This is a genomic window from Reichenbachiella agariperforans (assembly GCF_900142205.1).
Lineage (GTDB): Bacteria > Bacteroidota > Bacteroidia > Cytophagales > Cyclobacteriaceae > Reichenbachiella > Reichenbachiella agariperforans.
The window spans coordinates 398,218-415,004 of the sequence record NZ_FRAA01000004.1 but is presented as its reverse complement, the minus strand read 5'-3'; the positions used below and the strand labels follow the sequence as shown (position 1 = coordinate 415,004).

General features: G+C 43.0%; 17 protein-coding genes. 7 read left to right on the top strand and 10 right to left on the bottom strand.

Features of this window, described 5'->3' with window-relative positions; translation table 11 throughout:
• Window positions 1–79: 79 nt before the first annotated feature.
• The 3 genes from BUB99_RS20420 to BUB99_RS12960 all read right to left on the bottom strand — a co-directional run bounded on the left by BUB99_RS20420 (window position 80) and on the right by BUB99_RS12960 (window position 2,281).
• On the bottom strand, window positions 80–253 hold the full coding sequence (locus BUB99_RS20420) for a hypothetical protein (RefSeq protein WP_170863800.1): 174 nt from the start codon (window positions 251–253) through the stop codon (window positions 80–82).
• Window positions 250–1,794, bottom strand: a complete 1,545-nt coding sequence (gene gltX / locus BUB99_RS12965; RefSeq protein WP_073122943.1) for a glutamate--tRNA ligase — start codon at window positions 1,792–1,794, stop codon at window positions 250–252. The genes BUB99_RS20420 and gltX overlap by 4 nt, the downstream gene beginning before the upstream one ends.
• A gap of 109 nt (window positions 1,795–1,903) precedes the next feature.
• Entirely contained in the window at window positions 1,904–2,281 is a 378-nt protein-coding gene (locus BUB99_RS12960; protein WP_073122942.1) for a RidA family protein, read from the bottom strand.
• 226 nt (window positions 2,282–2,507) lie between these two features.
• Between BUB99_RS12960 and BUB99_RS12955 the strand changes: the two genes are divergently transcribed.
• Window positions 2,508–3,581, top strand: a complete 1,074-nt coding sequence (locus BUB99_RS12955) for a DUF4249 domain-containing protein (protein ID WP_073122941.1) — start codon at window positions 2,508–2,510, stop codon at window positions 3,579–3,581.
• A 784-nt stretch (window positions 3,582–4,365) separates the two neighbouring features.
• On the top strand, window positions 4,366–4,785 hold the full coding sequence (locus tag BUB99_RS12950) for an HU family DNA-binding protein (protein WP_073122940.1): 420 nt from the start codon (window positions 4,366–4,368) through the stop codon (window positions 4,783–4,785).
• 104 nt (window positions 4,786–4,889) lie between these two features.
• Here the strand turns inward: BUB99_RS12950 and glmS are convergent, their stop codons facing one another.
• The 3 genes from glmS to BUB99_RS12935 are packed head-to-tail and all read right to left on the bottom strand — an operon-like array spanning window position 4,890 to window position 8,951.
• Window positions 4,890–6,725 carry a glutamine--fructose-6-phosphate transaminase (isomerizing) gene (glmS, locus tag BUB99_RS12945; RefSeq protein ID WP_073122939.1) on the bottom strand — a complete coding sequence of 612 codons (1,836 nt, stop codon included), beginning with the start codon at window positions 6,723–6,725 and terminating at the stop codon, window positions 4,890–4,892.
• A gap of 5 nt (window positions 6,726–6,730) precedes the next feature.
• Window positions 6,731–8,146, bottom strand: a complete 1,416-nt coding sequence (locus BUB99_RS12940) for a DUF4270 family protein (protein ID WP_158584333.1) — start codon at window positions 8,144–8,146, stop codon at window positions 6,731–6,733.
• A complete protein-coding gene (locus BUB99_RS12935; protein WP_073122937.1) occupies window positions 8,139–8,951 on the bottom strand; it encodes a glycogen/starch synthase in 813 nt (270 codons plus the stop codon). The genes BUB99_RS12940 and BUB99_RS12935 overlap by 8 nt, the downstream gene beginning before the upstream one ends.
• Window positions 8,952–9,069: 118 nt before the next feature.
• On the opposite strand from BUB99_RS12935, the gene panC reads away from it, so the two are divergent.
• The 5 genes from panC (at window position 9,070) to BUB99_RS12910 (ending at window position 13,988) form a co-directional block, all read left to right on the top strand.
• A complete protein-coding gene (gene panC, locus BUB99_RS12930) occupies window positions 9,070–9,924 on the top strand; it encodes a pantoate--beta-alanine ligase (RefSeq protein WP_073122936.1) in 855 nt (284 codons plus the stop codon).
• Window positions 9,924–10,928, top strand: coding sequence for a lysylphosphatidylglycerol synthase transmembrane domain-containing protein (locus tag BUB99_RS12925; RefSeq protein WP_073122935.1), 1,005 nt, complete (start codon window positions 9,924–9,926; stop codon window positions 10,926–10,928). The genes panC and BUB99_RS12925 overlap by 1 nt, the downstream gene beginning before the upstream one ends.
• A 50-nt stretch (window positions 10,929–10,978) precedes the next feature.
• A complete protein-coding gene (locus tag BUB99_RS12920; RefSeq protein WP_073122934.1) occupies window positions 10,979–11,668 on the top strand; it encodes a zinc metallopeptidase in 690 nt (229 codons plus the stop codon).
• Between the two features lie 136 nt (window positions 11,669–11,804).
• Window positions 11,805–12,944, top strand: coding sequence for an acyl-CoA dehydrogenase (locus BUB99_RS12915; RefSeq protein ID WP_073122933.1), 1,140 nt, complete (start codon window positions 11,805–11,807; stop codon window positions 12,942–12,944).
• A gap of 123 nt (window positions 12,945–13,067) precedes the next feature.
• Window positions 13,068–13,988 carry a helix-turn-helix domain-containing protein gene (locus BUB99_RS12910; protein WP_073122932.1) on the top strand — a complete coding sequence of 307 codons (921 nt, stop codon included), beginning with the start codon at window positions 13,068–13,070 and terminating at the stop codon, window positions 13,986–13,988.
• On the opposite strand, the gene BUB99_RS12905 is transcribed toward BUB99_RS12910, so the two are convergent.
• The 4 genes from BUB99_RS12905 to BUB99_RS12890 form a co-directional block, all read right to left on the bottom strand.
• Window positions 13,971–14,735: a phosphoglycerol geranylgeranyltransferase gene (locus BUB99_RS12905; RefSeq protein ID WP_073122931.1), complete on the bottom strand. Its 765-nt coding sequence runs from the start codon at window positions 14,733–14,735 to the stop codon at window positions 13,971–13,973. The two genes, BUB99_RS12910 and BUB99_RS12905, sit on opposite strands and share 18 nt — an antisense overlap.
• Window positions 14,704–15,081, bottom strand: a complete 378-nt coding sequence (locus BUB99_RS12900; RefSeq protein WP_073122930.1) for a hypothetical protein — start codon at window positions 15,079–15,081, stop codon at window positions 14,704–14,706. The genes BUB99_RS12905 and BUB99_RS12900 overlap by 32 nt, the downstream gene beginning before the upstream one ends.
• Window positions 15,071–15,424, bottom strand: a complete 354-nt coding sequence (locus BUB99_RS12895; RefSeq protein ID WP_073122929.1) for a phage holin family protein — start codon at window positions 15,422–15,424, stop codon at window positions 15,071–15,073. Before BUB99_RS12895 ends, BUB99_RS12900 begins: the two co-directional genes overlap by 11 nt.
• 136 nt (window positions 15,425–15,560) lie before the next feature.
• Window positions 15,561–16,751, bottom strand: coding sequence for a M20 metallopeptidase family protein (locus BUB99_RS12890; protein ID WP_073122928.1), 1,191 nt, complete (start codon window positions 16,749–16,751; stop codon window positions 15,561–15,563).
• Between the last annotated feature and the right edge of the window lie 36 nt (window positions 16,752–16,787).

The following is a 16,787-nucleotide window of genomic DNA, read 5'->3' as shown; positions in this document are numbered from 1 at the left end:
TATGGAACGGGAAAACAAAAAGGAGTAAGTAGATCGTCTACTTACTCCTTTTTGTTTTGTGCTCACCTGCTTTCTGGGATCAGTTTTTGTCTTCTCGATCCTTTAGCTTTTTATCTTCCACATTCTCATTTAGGAACTCGTTGAGCTTGTCGATGTTCATGCTGGATTTGATCTCACCAAAACTATTGATGTTCATCTCCAGTCCTTCGAGTGCTGGGTTTACTTTGGGCTTGGAAGATTTCTTGTTTTTCATGTGGCTGCAGTCATCGTATCAAAACTCTCTACTGCCTTTTTTATACGATGTGAGACTTCTTTTGTTCCTAAGACTTCCATGATCTTCATGAGGTCTGGGCCACCAGCCTCTCCAGTCACTGCTACACGCAGGATCTGCATGACCATACCCGCTCCTGCCTCATTGTCGGCGAGTACTGCGTGGAAAGCTTCCTGTATCCCCTCGGCAGTGAGTGTCTCTTCGGTATCGAGTTTATCCGCTAGCTGTGGGAGTACGGCTTGTGCAGTTTCCTTCCACTTTTTCTTCACCGTCTTGGCGTCATAGTCTGTAGGCTGACCAAAGAAATAAGCTCCTTTGGTAGACAGCTCAGGGATGAAATCAATGCGCTCTTGTAGCAACGTTGCAATGGCTGTAGCCTTGTCAGCGTCGCAAGTAATACCCGCGGCTGTGGTTTGCACTAGTAGCAGTTGTCCCAGTGCACTAGGTGACATACGACGGATGTATTGTTGGTTGTACCAGATGGCTTTTTGGATGTCAAACTTAGCCCCTGCTTTGGTGATTCGTTCTAGCGAAAATTCTTTGACCAGCTCTGTGAGCGAGTAGATTTCGTTTTCCCCTCCTGGGTTCCACCCTAGGAATGCCAGAAAGTTGACAAAGGCAGGAGACAAGTAGCCCTCTTCTTTGAATCCTTTCAGCTCACCATCTTCTCCTTGACCTTGCCATGCTAGTGGGAATATCGGGAAGCCATGTTTTTCAGCATCTCTCTTACTCAATTTGCCATTGCCGTCAGGCTTGAGGAGTAGTGGCAAGTGAGCAAACTCAGGTATCTCATCACCCCATCCGAGGTACTGATAGAGCAGGACGTGTAGTGGTGCAGACGGTAGCCATTCTTCCCCACGGATCACATGGGTGATCTCCATGAGGTGGTCATCCACGACGTTGGCGAGGTGGTAGGTCGGCATGCCGTCAGATTTCATGAGGACTTTGTCGTCCATGGTAGAGGTGTGGACGTTGACCCAGCCTCTGACGATATCTTTGAGCCTTACTTCTTCTTTAGCGGGGACTTTGATGCGAATCACGTAGGGTTCGCCAGCGTCTAGTTTTGCCTGTACCTCATCGGCTGATAGCGTCAGAGAGTTCTTCATCGTGTTTCGGCTGATGGAGTTGTAGTTGAGCGAATTCGCTTTGGCTGCTTTGAGCGTCTCGCGCATTTCGTCCAGTTCTTCGGGCGTGTCAAAAGCATAGTATGCCTTGTCCTCTGCCAACAGTTGGTCTACATAGCCTTTGTAGAGGTCTTTGCGATCGGACTGTTTGTAGGGGCCAAAGTCACCTCCTTGATCGGGTCCTTCGTCAGGTATGATGCCACACCACGCCAGAGAATCTTTGATGTATTGTTCTGCTCCCTCGACGAATCGAGACTGGTCCGTGTCTTCTATTCTGAGGAGGAACTTTCCGTTGTTTTTCTTCGCAAATAGGTAGTTGTATAGGGCAGTTCTGATACCACCAATGTGTAAAACGCCCGTAGGGCTAGGAGCGAATCTTACGCGTACTTCTTGACTCATCTTTGATTAATTCTATTAAAAAATACCGGATCAAATCCGGTAGGGGCAAAAATCGATATTTATACTTGATTTTTTGCCGTAGCGTTCAATAATATCTATAGCCCTGTGGCTACAGGATAGCTATACAAGAGATCTCTACATTGACATTCTTGGGCAGTGCACTGACCTCTATCGTTTCTCTAGCGGGCGGGTTTTTGAGGAAGTACTCTCCATAGATCGCATTGATTTTAGCGAAATCTCCCATGTCCTTGACGAATATGCTACACTTCACGATGTTGGAAAAGTCCGCTCGGGCAGCTTTCAAAATTGCCTGAATATTCTTCATCACTTGACGGGTTTCGTCTTCTATGTCGCCTTGTACCACTTCGCCTGTTGCAGGGTCTATAGGGATCTGTCCAGACACATAGAGGGTGTTTTCTGCGAAAGTCGCTTGGCTATAAGGCCCGATTGGCTCTGGCGCGTTGGGGGTGTAGATTACTTTGTGCATGACACAAATTTAAAGCAAACTGAAATGCATTTGGGTATGTTGGACGGGATAGTGTGAGATTTGGGAGGGATCTGTTGAGTTCCCTCTGAAACCACTTCATCAGTGGGCTATTTACTTCTCACAATAGAAGGGAGCGGAAGCATTAAAAAAATGAATAAATTGCTGTCAGATGATTATGACAAGGCGGACACTTTCTAATATCACATGAGTTGCAATATAAACACGCATGAAAAAACACATACTAATACCTGTTTTACTTTGCCTTTTTTTTTCGTCTTGTATTGAAAGGCTTGGGACTTTCAAGGGCAAAGCCGGCGTATTGGTAGTCTCTGGCAATATCAATAATCAACCCGGTCCTTATACTGTTAATTTATCTCCGACTAAAGTATTCGGAGAGGGATTTAATTATCAGCTTGTAGAAGGAGCTATTGTTCGGATTTTATCAGATGATGGAGAAGAAATATCTTTGACAGACAGGTATAGAGGCAAGTATACTACTCCTGAGGATTTTGTAGGAGAAGTGGGGAAATCATACCAACTGATGATTACTCTAAGGTCAGGCGAAAGCTACGAATCAGACTGGACAGAAATGAAGCCTGCCATCCCAATCAATACAGTCTATTACACATTGGAAGAGCGGCCTATATTGACTGATGCTGATGTAGTAGTTGATCAGAGCACTTTGGTCTTTTGGTTAGAGTATAATAACGTTAAGGATCAAAGAGATTACTTTAGGTGGAGTTATGTCGAGGATTTTAAAGTGATGTCTCCTTTAGCGATAGTAGTAGGGCCAGAGACTTTAGAAGATTTTCCTGGGTATGGTATTGGAGATGCACCGTATAAATTTTGTTATGCACGGACTTTTGGTTTTGAGTTTCTGAAAGTAGCGGATGATTTGTTAACTGACGGGCAGAGTCAAAAGATAGAATTGACCTATTTCCCTTTTAATAGGAAGTTGGATCTAGAATACTCGATTGAGATCTATCAGCATACGGTCAGCGAAAAGGAATATAACTATTGGGATGCTTTACAGACGCAGTACAATAACGTGGGTAGCATATTTGAAACGAGTAACTACCAAATCCAAGGCAATCTAAAAAGTATAGATGACCCTGACGAATTGGTCCTAGGTTACTTTGGAGTCTCTGCAGCTTCTACCAAACGAGTATTTTTAGTAAAAGGGGAGATTCCGTATGAACATTATTACGCCTGTGGAGGAGAAATACCACCTAGTTGGTGTTTTGATTGCAGATCATATTCTACTAACGCCACGATAGAGAAACCCTCCTTTTGGCCGTAGATCAATGCGGCAGGAGCGGTTGATGACAATCTCAAGGTGCAACTTCGGAGATACTAAAGTTTCAAAAAGGTAATCAATTAGATATAAACACTTATTAGGGCCTGTATCTAACGATTATCTGTTTTTCTAAATACATGTAATCATTGGGATCACTCTGTATTTCTGGGGGAGAGGCAGTAGACCATTTCGTTAGTCAAGATTCATTGTTCGATATTCGTTGTTGTTTATTTATATAAAATAATCACCAATTATGAGTCTTTGAGGTAATATTTAAATGATTGGAATAATGAATGCTCAATGTCGAATATTGATTTTTATCCCCAGAAATACCGACTGATCAAATAATTGACTCTTCTCGATGGGCTGAGTGATCAGGAGTAAGATCTTAGTTGCTGTATTGGTCTTGGAATAGTAAAGTGTTCCAAAGTGCTGAAAGCATTAAACATTTAGCAGAATTCTATCAATGGCAGTAGGTTTTGGATTAACCGTTACTTCTGCCCCCATGTAAGCTTACTTCAGGTCTCATGTAAGCTTATATGACCTCTCAAGTAAGCTTACATGAAGGCCATAGTAAGCTTACTTCAGTGTCAGGTCTCCCTATGTATACAAAAATCTTCGTTTAGAGGGCGATAGGGTATAAAAACACCTTTATTTTTTTAACATATTTTGACGTTTTTAGGGTGGTTATTGGCATCATACTTGTCTTGTAATTGACAAATCCCACACCGAGCGCTCAGTCAGGATTCATTCCAAATATTTTTTTAACATTTTAAATTTTATAGTCATGTCAGTACAATATAAAGTAACTGAGCGTATCAATCCTACGGATCTTACGCTCCCCAAAAAGTTTTATGCAAGAATCAACAATGGCGATGATGTCAGTTTTGACGAATTGACTGAGCTCATCAGCAAAGTATCCAATCTCAACTATGGCACTGTAGTAGGAGCTATAGGGACCTTGATAGAGGTGATAGAGATGCAACTTACCCATGGTAGAAAAGTGAGATTGAGTAATCTCGGTACGTTCTTCTTGACGCTACGTAGTAGCGGTACGGATACACAGGAGGAGTTTCGCAGAGGAGACATCAAAGGTGCGAGAATCAGGTTTCGGCCAGGTCCACGACTCCAGAGGTTGATCCCAAAGTTGCAGTACGAAAAGGTCACAGTCTTCGACAGTACCCAGACGACTCTACCAGAAGGATAAGTTCAACTAAAACGAAAAGCAATGGTTAATTACACACCCTAAAACGGTCTCGCAGTAGTGAGACCGTTTTTATTTGCTAACGATACGCTTTACTATGATGTATGTTACTCTACCGTGACAGACTTGGCTAGGTTCCTAGGCTGATCGACGTTGCAGCCTCGCATGATCGCGATGTGGTAGCTCAGCAGTTGTAGCGGGATCACAGAGATCAGTGGCATGAGTGCCTCGTCACACTGTGGCACTTCGATGACATAGTCTGCCATGTTTGGAATCAAAACATCTCCCTCTGTCACGATAGCAATGACGACTCCTTTTCTAGCTTTTACCTCCTGAATGTTGGAGACGATCTTGTCATACGAGCTGTCTCGTGTCGCGATGACCACCACAGGCATTTCTTCATCGATCAGCGCGATTGGCCCATGTTTCATCTCTGCGGCAGGATAACCTTCGGCATGGATGTAAGAGATTTCTTTGAGTTTGAGCGCTCCCTCTAGTGCTACAGGGAAGTTGTACCCGCGACCTAGGTAGAGGAAGTTTTTGGCATCTTTGAATTTCTCCGAGATCTTTTCGATCTCATCATTCTTCCTCAATACCTTTTTGATTTTTTCAGGGATGTTTTCCAAACCTGAGAGCAGATCCTTCAACTTGCTATCTGTGATGGTTTTTTTCCTCGCAGCAGTAGACAATACGATCATCGTCAGCACAGAGAGTTGTCCTGTGAATGCTTTTGTACTCGCTACACCGATCTCTGGGCCTGTATGTAGATAGGCTCCTTCGTGCGACACGCGGGAGATAGATGATCCTACTACATTAACCACTCCGAGGATGATGGCTCCTTTCGATTTAGCCAGTTCTATGGCGGCTAGGGTGTCTGCAGTTTCGCCAGATTGAGAAATGGCGATGACGACATCTCCTTCGTTGATGACGGGGTTTCTGTATCTGAACTCCGAGGCGTATTCAACCTCCACTGGGATTCTACAGAACTCCTCGAAGAGGTACTCCGCAACCAGTCCAGAGTGCCAGCTGGTGCCACAGGCAATGATGATGATACGCTTTGCCTCGGCTAGATGATCCGCATATTCATGAATGCCTCCTAGCGTTAGTTTGTTGTTTTTCCTATCTACTCTACCACGCATACTATCGGCGATGGAGTTGGGCTGTTCGAATATTTCTTTGAGCATGAAATGCTCATAGCCGCCTTTTTCGATAGCGTCTAGTTCGAGCTCTACTTTTTGGATGTAGGGATCTTGTTCGACATTTTCAATGTTGACGATTTTGAATTCGTCTCTACTTATCACAGCGATTTCTTGGTCGTTGAGGTAGACTACCTCGTCTGTATATTCGATAATAGGTGTGGCATCCGAAGCGATGAAATATTCTTTATCTCCGATTCCTAGCACCATTGGACTGCCCTTTCTAGCCGCGATCAGTTGATCGGGGTTGTCCTGATCCATGATCACAATAGCATAAGCTCCTTCGATAGTGGATAGGGCTTGTCTCACGGCGGCTTCCAGAGTCAGGCCGTGCGACTTGATATCTTCGATGAATGTGATGAGCACCTCTGTGTCTGTATCACTGGCAAAGGAGTAACCTTTAGATTCTAACTCCTTTTTGAGGGAACTGTAGTTTTCGATGATTCCGTTATGGATGATCGATAGCTTTTTGTCACTCGAAAAATGCGGGTGCGCATTTTTGTCATTCGGTTCCCCATGAGTAGCCCAGCGGGTATGACCTATGCCGATGGTGCTTTTGAGCTTTTGGCTTTTGAGAGAGTTCTCTAACTCGGCTACTTTGCCTGCTTTTTTAAAAATCTGTAGTTGGCCGTCTTCGTGTACGGAGACTCCAGTACTGTCATATCCTCGGTATTCGAGACGTTTGAGTCCTTTGATGATCAAAGGATAAGCTTCTTGGTTACCCAGATAAGCTACGATTCCACACATATACCTTAGTTAGGTTTGGAGTAAAATATTTTCATTTTGATACTGTCCTGCGGGATGATCGATCGATCAATAGACATAGGATCGGTAGATAGTAGTACTAGACTATTACGTATAGATTCTCCCTCTTCTGGTTTTAGATCGATGTATCCATTATTGACAGACTGGGCAAATAATGTAGCAGCGCCACGGTATTTGACCGCAGAGGTATCAATGGGCAAGTTGAGTAACAGCAGTGAACCTGTGAGATAACCTATGTCAGTCATGACTCCCGTTGTATAGAGATTTTGGGCCGAAAGCCCGTTGATATTGATCTGAGATTGGTCACCGATGAAGTACAGTCTTAAGTTTTTGACCTTGTTGTTCAGCGGAGTTTCTGTGCCTTCTGATACTAATTCGAACTCAACATTGTTGAGCTGAATGAGCTCATTACCGTCAGCTTCTAAGAAATCAACTAATGGCTGTAGACTGAGCTTTGGATGTATACCAGAAGCAGGATTGATATAGAGTTTGTTGTCTCCTGTAGAGAAATTCTCCAAATTGTCACCGATGTGATTACCGATCAGGCTTCCCGTGCGATCTGTCGTGATCTTGTTATATTTTGCATTAGCTGCTGATAGTGAAAAGTTGACCACAAGACTGTCTGCATATACGGTGTCTGCCTCTAGATGATAGTGTACATTGAGAGCCGTGAGCCCTGTGGAGAGATATTCTATCATTGCAGTATTCGTTTCGTCTGGCACGATCGCTATTCCTTTGAAGTCTTCACGAAGCAACTGTGCTCTGTCTGATTGTCTAGCAATTTCAAATAGTCTTTCAGCCCAAGTTTGGTTGAGTTTGAAATGCACTGTGTCACTCGAAGGATCTTCTAGTGTCAGAGAATCCATTCGCGGAGTGAAAGAGAATCCATGTGCTGATTCTGCGGGTAGAATAGGCGTTTCGAAATCAGCGAGGTAATACACGCCAGAAAATAACTGGTCATCGACTTCATGAATACTTAGCGTCTGTGAGGTGACGGTAGCCTCGCTCGAGCTAATATCACCATAGTTGAGCGTCAGGACTGCCGAATCAATCACATATTTAGTCCATAGTGTGTCTACTACTATTGGGTCTGTACTGAGAGTGTCTAGTCTAAATACCAGAGGCTGTACACTCGACACGGTAGAGAGCTGTGCATAAGCAGTGGAGCTTGTGCTGCCGAATACATCGTCGGTGATTTTTCCGATCAGAAACCGGAACTGTTCACCAGTACTTGTCCTAATGCTGTCTATGAATACGTTTTGGGCGGGGAGGAGTAGTTCTTCGTAGTACACTCCTGTTTCGATACCGTCTGGATCTAATCCTAAACCAACTTCACTCGGGTCTTCACAAGAAAAAATGGTTAGGGTTGCGAAAATCAACAACCCAGACCAATTTTTATCCAACAAGTTCATTATATAAATTATAGTAAGAATCTAAGTAATTGTCGTCCTTTTGAATGGTTTCGACTTTTTTGTCCTTAGGTGCGGCACTGATCAGTTGATCAATTTTGTCACCTACTTCTGCTTTAGAACTGATGACTGCATCTGCATATTCCATACCAAGCTTAACAAAGCCTTCGTAATCGGCAGTGAGCAAATGATCTAACATGCTCTCGTCTATGTCCATCATCATCGCCTTGTTGATCAAGTTGCCTTGGAACTTGTGGTCAAATGAGTTGCCATAGATGTTGTAGATCGACTTTGCATCCTTAAATATGGGATCGTTTTTGTAGGTCGTCTTCAAATAGAGCGGAATAAAGCTTGTCATCCAGTCGTTGCAATGTACGATGTCTGGTGCCCAACCCAATTTTTTAACTGTCTCCAAAACACCTTTACAGAAGAAAATAGCTCTTTCGTCATTGTCTTCATGGAATTTTTCTTCTTTATCGAAAAACACAGACTTTCTGTGGAAGTAGTCTTCGTTATCGATGAAGTAAACTTGGAGTTTGGCATTTGGGATAGAAGCCACCTTGATGATCAAAGGTTTCTCTTCGTCACCTACTGCAATGTTGATTCCTGAGAGTCTAACTACCTCGTGTAGTCTGTTCTTACGTTCGTTAATTAAACCGAATCTTGGGACCAAAATTCGTATTTCCATTCCTCGTTCTTGCATAGCCTGGGGCAAGGCTCTAACAAAATCTGCCACTTCTGTGGTCTGTAAAAATGGGTTTATTTCATTTGCAACATAGAGAATCTTATACTGTGACATAAACCTTGATTTTTAAATATGTTATTATTTCAAAATGACCACAAAATTATACTATTTTTGGATCATTTTCAACTATAATGCCTTTTAACATCGAGGCAGTCTGGATTTATCCTCTCATATGATCGTTTATCGTAGTATTCATGACTTGCGCGCTGCGCTAGATGCTGAGCGTGCTCATGCTAAAACCATCGGTTTAGTTCCTACTATGGGAGCTTTGCATGCGGGGCATATGTCACTGTTGGCACAGAGTGTAGAGCACAATGACCTAACGGTATGTAGCTTGTTCGTCAATCCTATTCAATTCAATAATCCTGAGGACTTGAAAAAGTACCCTATAAATGAAGTCGCTGATTTCGCCATGCTAGAATCTAATGGTTGCGATATTGTCTTTGCTCCGGACCAAGGGGAAATGTATGGTGAAGAGATAGGATTGAAGATGAATTTCGGAGTATTAGAGAGCGTACTGGAAGGGGAATTTAGACCAGGACATTTTTCAGGAGTGGGTGTGGTCGTTTCTAAGCTATTCAATATAGTACAGCCACACCGTGCCTATTTTGGACAAAAGGATCTACAGCAGTTGGCAATTATTCGTAAGCTGACCAGAGATTTAAATTTTCCAATCCAGATAGTGGGAATACCTATCATGAGAGAAGCCAATGGTTTGGCCATGAGTTCTCGTAACATGCGGTTATCCGATGCACAGCGAGATATTGCAGCACAGTTGTACGTGGCTATGTCATCGATCAAGGAAGACTTGGATAGGAATGTGCCGATAGAGAAAAGTATTGCTTTGGCCAAGGATAGCCTGCGGCATATGGAAGGAATCCAACTAGAATACATGGAGATCGTAGACTCAGACACGATGCAGCCCGTCTCCAAAATAGAGAATGACAAGAATATATCGATTTGTGCCGCTGCATTCGTAGGAGAGGTCAGAATCATCGATAATTTATACATAGCCCAAAATAGATAGTGAAAATATCGACTGTTTTAAAGTTTAGTGTTTCTATAGTCTTAGCAGGGCTAATATTTTATTTCGTTTTTAGAAATGTGTCTTTTAGTGATTTTACCGAGAGACTTTCTAGTGTCAGTTATGGTTGGGTCTTTCTATCAATGGCCTTGTCTATCGTTAGTCATTTACTTAGGTCATATCGGTGGAATCTAATGCTGGAACCCTTGGGTTATAAGCTGACGCTCTGGAGGACATTTTTGGCATTGATGTCAGGATACTTGGCCAATTTGGCTTTCCCAAGACTAGGAGAAGTGACAAGATGCGGTGTGCTCAAACGAAACGATGGCGTGCCGATTACAGTCGGTTTTGGATCGGTAATCACAGAGAGGGTATTGGATTTTTTGATCTTACTGAGTTTGATTGCCTTGGATCTGATCCTAGAGATGGATCAGATACTAGACTATTTCATGACGTCTGTGCGCTATGATCAATGGCGAGCTAACGGTTGGCTAATCGCGGTGGTAATAGCCATTCTACTTGTAGGAGGTGTGGTTGGGGTGTTGGGTCTTAGATACATTCTCAAAAATGAATATAGCAACGAGACGTTAAATAAAATACGAGCAAAGCTGGCTGATATGGTCAATGGACTGATGTCCATTCGAAAAGTGAAGAGCCCAGTGGGGTATATTCTCTCTACTATTGGGATATGGGTTTTGTATTTTTTGATGAGTTACGTGATTTTCTTTTCCATGGATGCAACTTCCTTTTTGGGGTTTGGAGCAGGTCTGTCCATACTAGCTGCCGCGGGGGTAGCTATGGCTGCTCCGGTGCAAGGTGGGATTGGTGCTTACCATGCTTTGGTTAGTGGTGTGTTGACGATCTATGGAGTGGAAGCGACTACTGGTTTGTTTTTTGCGACGATGCTGCATACCTCACAGGTGATTATGTACATAGTGGTAGGAGGTGCGTGCTTGGTCATTAGTTTGTTTGTTAAGAAAAGAATTAGAACAGAATTTAGCATTTGACGTAATGTCATTTGAGCGGCTATAGCCATTACATATATATTCTTAGAAGTATGATAGTTATATTAATTGTATTCATGATTGTTGGCTTTATAGTGAGCAATCGTTTGAAGAGCAAGTTTAAGAAGTACTCACAGGTCGGGTTACAATCTGGTTTATCGGGTAGGGAGATAGCGGAGTTGATGCTCCGGGACAACGGGATCACGGATGTGAAAGTAGTTTCAGTACAGGGACAATTGACGGATCATTATAACCCAGGCAATAAAACTGTCAACCTGAGCCCGGAGGTTTATGGAGGACGCAGTGCAGCAGCAGCTGCTGTAGCATCACACGAATGTGGGCATGCGGTACAGCATGCCACAGCCTACAGCTTTTTGGAGTTTAGGTCTGCCATGGTGCCCATTCAGAACTTGAGCGCCAAGGTGCTAAACTTTCTGATGATAGGGATGTTTCTTTTTGGGAGCATGGTCTATGCGATGAATATGCAGACGATATTCTTGGTGATAGTAGCAGCACAGGCAGTGATTACCTTGTTCGCGTTGGTTACGCTACCTGTGGAGTTTGACGCCAGTAAGCGTGCATTGGCATGGATAGACAGACGAGGTGTCGTTACAGCAGAGGAGCATGTGATGGCTAAAGATGCCTTGCATTGGGCGGCCATGACTTACGTGGTAGCAGCCATATCGGCGATTACTCAGTTGCTCTATTTTGTGATGCTATTTTTAGGCGGTAGCCGAGATTGATTTGTTCGATTCGAAGAAATGAAAAGGCTTGAGAGATCAAGTCTTTTTTTGTGCTCTCTAGAAATAAAGTATGCGCGCATACTAATGTTTGATCAGATTGATTTATTTTCACTCTAGAACATTAAACGCTTAGAAGATGAATTTCGATTACTCAGAAGAACACTTAGCTGTTAGAGAGGCAGCTAGAGAATTTGCAAAAAACGAATTACTGCCTGGCGTAATAGATCGGGACGAAAAGCAGCAATTTCCAGCAGACCAAATCAAGATGATGGGAGAGTTGGGTTTTATGGGGATGATGGTGCGACCTGAGTATGGAGGTGGAGGGATGGATACGGTGTCTTATGTACTCGCCATGGAAGAGATTTCTAAAATTGATAGTTCTTGTTCTGTTTCTATGTCGGTCAACAATTCTCTGGTATGCTGGGGGTTGGAAAAATACGGTACGGAGGAACAAAAACGGAAATATCTGAAACCATTGGCCTCTGGGCAAATTATTGGTGCTTTTGCACTCTCTGAGCCAGAAGCAGGGTCGGATGCTACCTCTCAGCACACCACCGCAGCAGATATGGGTGATCATTATCTATTGAATGGTACGAAGAACTGGATTACCAATGGCAGTACGGCTTCCGTGTACATTGTCATGGCACAGACCGATCCCGAAAAGAAGCACAAAGGGATAAATGCACTGATTGTCGAAAAGGGGCAAGAAGGCTTTGCGGTAGGCCCAAAGGAAAATAAATTGGGTATACGAGGTTCGGACACCCATTCTTTGATGTTTTCGGATGTGAAAGTCCCAAAAGAGAACAGGATTGGTGATGATGGGTTTGGGTTTAGCTTTGCGATGCAAGTGTTAAACGGCGGGCGTATCGGGATTGCCTCTCAGGCATTAGGGATTGCTTCTGGCGCGATGGAGTTATCCATCAAGTACGCAAAGGAGCGCAAGACATTTGGAAAGCCTATTGCCGAACATCAGATGATTCAGTTTAAACTTTCCAAAATGTCTACTGAGATAGAAGCGGCAAGGTTGCTGGTGCTACAAGCGGCAATGAAGAAAGATAAGGGGGAGTCTTTCGTGAAGGAAGCAGCAATGGCTAAATTGTATGCCTCACAAGTCGCAATGGATACTACCGTAGAGGCGGTGCAGATCCATGGTGGCTATGGCTTTGTCAAGGAATACCATGTAGAACGATTGATGCGAGACGCAAAAATCACACAGATTTATGAGGGTACATCAGAAATCCAAAATATCGTTATTGCTCGGGAGATATTGAAATAATATAAAAGTACAGGGGTGTTTAACTTCGGTTTGATTTTGTGATTTTTCTAGAAAATATTAGATTTATACAATGCTATGTTTGATATTTGCTGGTATTCGATGGATAATCCTAAATAATTTACAGTGGAAGACTATAATAAAATCATAGAGTCGCTCGGCGTTAGATTTATTTCGGCTAAGAATATTAATATTTTGCAGCCAGTTACGATAGAAAATTACTACGATGTGGAGAACGTGTTTATTTACGTTCACAAGGGTGAAATGTCTGTAGGGAAAGACAAAGAGGTCGTAGGAGAGAGTGAGATATTGTTCGTGCCCGGAGGTAAAATGGTGTCATTGACCTATGGTAGTGGTCAGGCTTTGAGTCTGTCTAATGACGATTTTATTAACAATAAGGAGAAGTTCTTTCAGAATAACGAAAAATTCAGCTCACTCCATGAGCATGATAATGTTACGATGATCAATTTCGAGGCGAAGGTGTTTGACACAGTCAATTTCTTTGCTTCTCTCGATATTCCGCCATTTGTGATCCGAAACAATAATAAGTTGATTTCACTGGCCAAAGAGATCGTGAGAGAGATTTATTCAGATGCTCCTGGGAAGGCACGAATCGTCAAATTGGAAACCGAGTATGTGGTGGTAGAGTTGATCAGACATATACTGGACCAAGGACTTTTCGTGGAGCAATTGGCTACCAATTCTACATATTTTAAGGATCCCCGATTAATAGATATCTTTTCTTACATTAAAGATCATCTCAATGATGACCTGTCGAACAAAGCCTTGGCTAATGTCGCAAATGTATCTGAGGATTATGTGGGGCAGTATTTCAAGATGCTGACAGGAATCAATCCACAGGATTACATAGAGTATCAGCGAATGGAAATGGCCGTCAATATGTTACGTACGACCAAGAAAAGCATTAGAGATATTGGTAAAGAAGTGGGCTTCAAAGACACGGCTTATTTCTGCCGACGATTCAAAATGATGTTTGGTATACCTGCAGGAAAGATGAGACGAAGAGAATCACTGATGAACGTCTAAGGCGGCGTTCATACTATGTATCTTTTCACTGACTTCTATCAGGAGATTTTGATCTTTTTCCAGCGCATTGCCAATGACTATAACATCTGCGCCAGCTTCCAGTGCTAGGTTGACCTTACTTATCGAATTGAGTCCTCCCCCTACAACGAGAGGGACTGATGTCGATCGAGACACTTTCGTAATGATTTTTTGAGGAATAGGTGTTAGTGCACCACTCCCTGCATCGAGGTAGATGGTCTTGAGACCAAGCATTTCACCAGCCATGGCGGTACAGGCTGCTATCGTAGTTTTGTCTGAAGGGATGGGCGTGGTATTGCTCATGTAACTGGCCGAAGTGGCAGGCCCTGAATTGACCAGCATATAACCCATTGGGATGATCTCTAGCTTGCTCTTTTTTAGAATAGGCGCTGCTAGGACATGCTGTCCGATAAGGAACTCAGGGTTCCTCCCTGATATTAGTGACAGGAGCAGGATTCCATCTGCATTAGAATCAATCTGAATATTGTTCCCTGGAAAAATCAACACCGGTATATCTGTGTTTGACTTGATGAGCGCTATGACTTTAGAGAAGTTGTCGTTGGTAATTAGGCTACCTCCTACGAAAATATAATCTACCCGATTTTCAACGCATAGATGTAGCGTTTGCATCAAGTGAGTCACTTCATCGATCTTGTCAGGATCAATGAGAACGGCGAGCGATTTTTTATTGCAAGCTTTATTTTTTTCGAGTTGTCCCAGTAGACTCATTCGTTTGATTTGATTGATGGGAGTTTAATTTTTCTACTGCCAAAGGTAATAGTTTCGTTATTGCTAGAGATAGTACAGATCGCCCAATCGTTTCTGCGAGCTTTGGAGAGCTAGTTTTTGCTATCACGGGTGAGACTTTCTGACGTTTAGGCTTAGAGGGAGAAAATAATCTGTATAGGGTGTATGCCCCAACTATGCCTGCGGTGACGATTCCAAGCGTTTTTAACGTTTTTACGAGCTGCTCTTCTAGTTCGGAGGTTTCTTTATTCAGTTGGTAGCGAAGTTCCTCTTCGGTTTTCTTCATTTTTTCTTTGACGCGGAGGTTTTGGAGATCTTTATTCTTCATCGTGTTGGTCGTTTTTGTCAAAACTAGAAATCATTTTCTCTTCGAAGAAGGACTCTAGTTTGCCTGATTTGAGAAAATAAAACACAACGGATAGAATCAAAGCATAAGCGCCTGCAACGACCATAAAACCAAGATAACTGCTTTGAAATTGTTCATTGAGGAGGTAGGCTAATCCCATACTAATAAAGAAAAGGACTACCAGTGCTGTCAATACAATGATGGAATAGGCTATGACTTGAGCAACTACCCTAGAGATGTGTTGGCTCATATCTAGTTTAAATAGCTCAATTTTCACTTTGAGATAGTCTGCGAATGCTTCTTTTAGTTTGTTGATATTGAACATATCGGTGTTTTTGGGCTCGTTACTAATTTGGATATAAATATAAACGAATTGGGATAGACTACTTTCTTATTACCTAATAGTAATTGACTTGAATCTAGACCAGATCTAATTGTAAACGAACGGAAGTGGAGGAAGTTTACATAGATAGCTCATTGAGCGCTATCCATGCCATCAGGCCTGGTCCTAATTCTAAGGCTTCTTCGTCTATATCGAAGGTAGAGGTATGCACGGCAGAGATGATGTTTTTTTCCTCATTTCTAGTTCCCAGACGATAGAAACAGGCATCTGCTTTTTGGGAATAGTAGGCGAAATCTTCTGCACCCATCCATACATCTAAGTCTACCACATTTTCTTCGCCGAGATAGGAGATGGCTGATTGACGTGCGCGTTCGGTTAGTTCTGGTTCGTTTTTCAGGAAAGGGTAACCTACTTGGATGTTAAAATCACAAAAGCCTCCCATTGATTCTGCTAGTCCTTCTGCCAGTTTTTTCATTCGGACGTGTGCTTCTTTTCTCCACTTTTCATCCAAGGTTCTAAATGTACCTTCTATTTTCACTTCACTTGGGATGACATTGGTTGCACCCATCGCTTCTATCTTGCCAAAAGTGAGTACGCTTGGCGTTTTAGGGCTTGCCATTCGACTGACTACCTGCTGGAGTGCTACGATGATGTGAGAGGCAATGAGTACAGTGTCCACACAAAGTTCTGGGAGTGCGCCATGTCCGCCTTTCCCTCGTACGGTGACGTAGATTTCGTCGGCACTAGCCATGTACATTCCCTTGCGGAACCCCACTTTTCCTACGGGGATCAGTGGCATGACGTGTTGTCCAAAAATGGAAGTAGGCTTAGGGTTCTTTAAAATCCCTTCCTTGATCATGAGTGATGCCCCTCCGGGGAAAACTTCCTCTCCTGGCTGGAAGATGAATTTCACCGTTCCTTCGAACTGATCTCGGAGTTCGTGGATAATTCGGAGACAAGTCATCAGTGACGAGGTGTGTACATCATGACCGCAGGCGTGCATGATGCCAGGCTTGGTTGATTTGTAGGGTTTTAGGCTTTCTTCCTTGATAGGGAGGGCGTCCATGTCCCCACGAAGTGCGGTGATTTTCTTTTCTGGATTTTTACCTTCTACGATGGCTTCTATTCCATTTCCGGCAATACCAGATTTATATTTTACGCCTATTTTTTCTAGAAAAGCTATGATGTAAGCAGCCGTTTCAGTTTCCTCAAACGACAACTCAGGGTAGGCATGCAGATGCCTCCTGTTGGCAATTGTGTCTTCATGAAACGTGCTAGAAAGCGATTTTATCTTATTGATTAAATCCATAGGTAAATTTTTGGCAAGTTAGTCAATTTACCGTTT

Coding starts and splice junctions, on each gene's coding strand:
- BUB99_RS20420 (WP_170863800.1), bottom strand. CDS start 253: ATGAAAAACAAGAAATCTTCCAAGCCCAAAGTAAACCCAGCACTCGAA.
- gltX (WP_073122943.1), bottom strand. CDS start 1,794: ATGAGTCAAGAAGTACGCGTAAGATTCGCTCCTAGCCCTACGGGCGTT.
- BUB99_RS12960 (WP_073122942.1), bottom strand. CDS start 2,281: ATGCACAAAGTAATCTACACCCCCAACGCGCCAGAGCCAATCGGGCCT.
- BUB99_RS12955 (WP_073122941.1), top strand. CDS start 2,508: ATGAAAAAACACATACTAATACCTGTTTTACTTTGCCTTTTTTTTTCG.
- BUB99_RS12950 (WP_073122940.1), top strand. CDS start 4,366: ATGTCAGTACAATATAAAGTAACTGAGCGTATCAATCCTACGGATCTT.
- glmS (WP_073122939.1), bottom strand. CDS start 6,725: ATGTGTGGAATCGTAGCTTATCTGGGTAACCAAGAAGCTTATCCTTTG.
- BUB99_RS12935 (WP_073122937.1), bottom strand. CDS start 8,951: ATGTCACAGTATAAGATTCTCTATGTTGCAAATGAAATAAACCCATTT.
- panC (WP_073122936.1), top strand. CDS start 9,070: ATGATCGTTTATCGTAGTATTCATGACTTGCGCGCTGCGCTAGATGCT.
- BUB99_RS12920 (WP_073122934.1), top strand. CDS start 10,979: ATGATAGTTATATTAATTGTATTCATGATTGTTGGCTTTATAGTGAGC.
- BUB99_RS12915 (WP_073122933.1), top strand. CDS start 11,805: ATGAATTTCGATTACTCAGAAGAACACTTAGCTGTTAGAGAGGCAGCT.
- BUB99_RS12905 (WP_073122931.1), bottom strand. CDS start 14,735: ATGAGTCTACTGGGACAACTCGAAAAAAATAAAGCTTGCAATAAAAAA.
- BUB99_RS12900 (WP_073122930.1), bottom strand. CDS start 15,081: ATGAAGAATAAAGATCTCCAAAACCTCCGCGTCAAAGAAAAAATGAAG.
- BUB99_RS12895 (WP_073122929.1), bottom strand. CDS start 15,424: ATGTTCAATATCAACAAACTAAAAGAAGCATTCGCAGACTATCTCAAA.
- BUB99_RS12890 (WP_073122928.1), bottom strand. CDS start 16,751: ATGGATTTAATCAATAAGATAAAATCGCTTTCTAGCACGTTTCATGAA.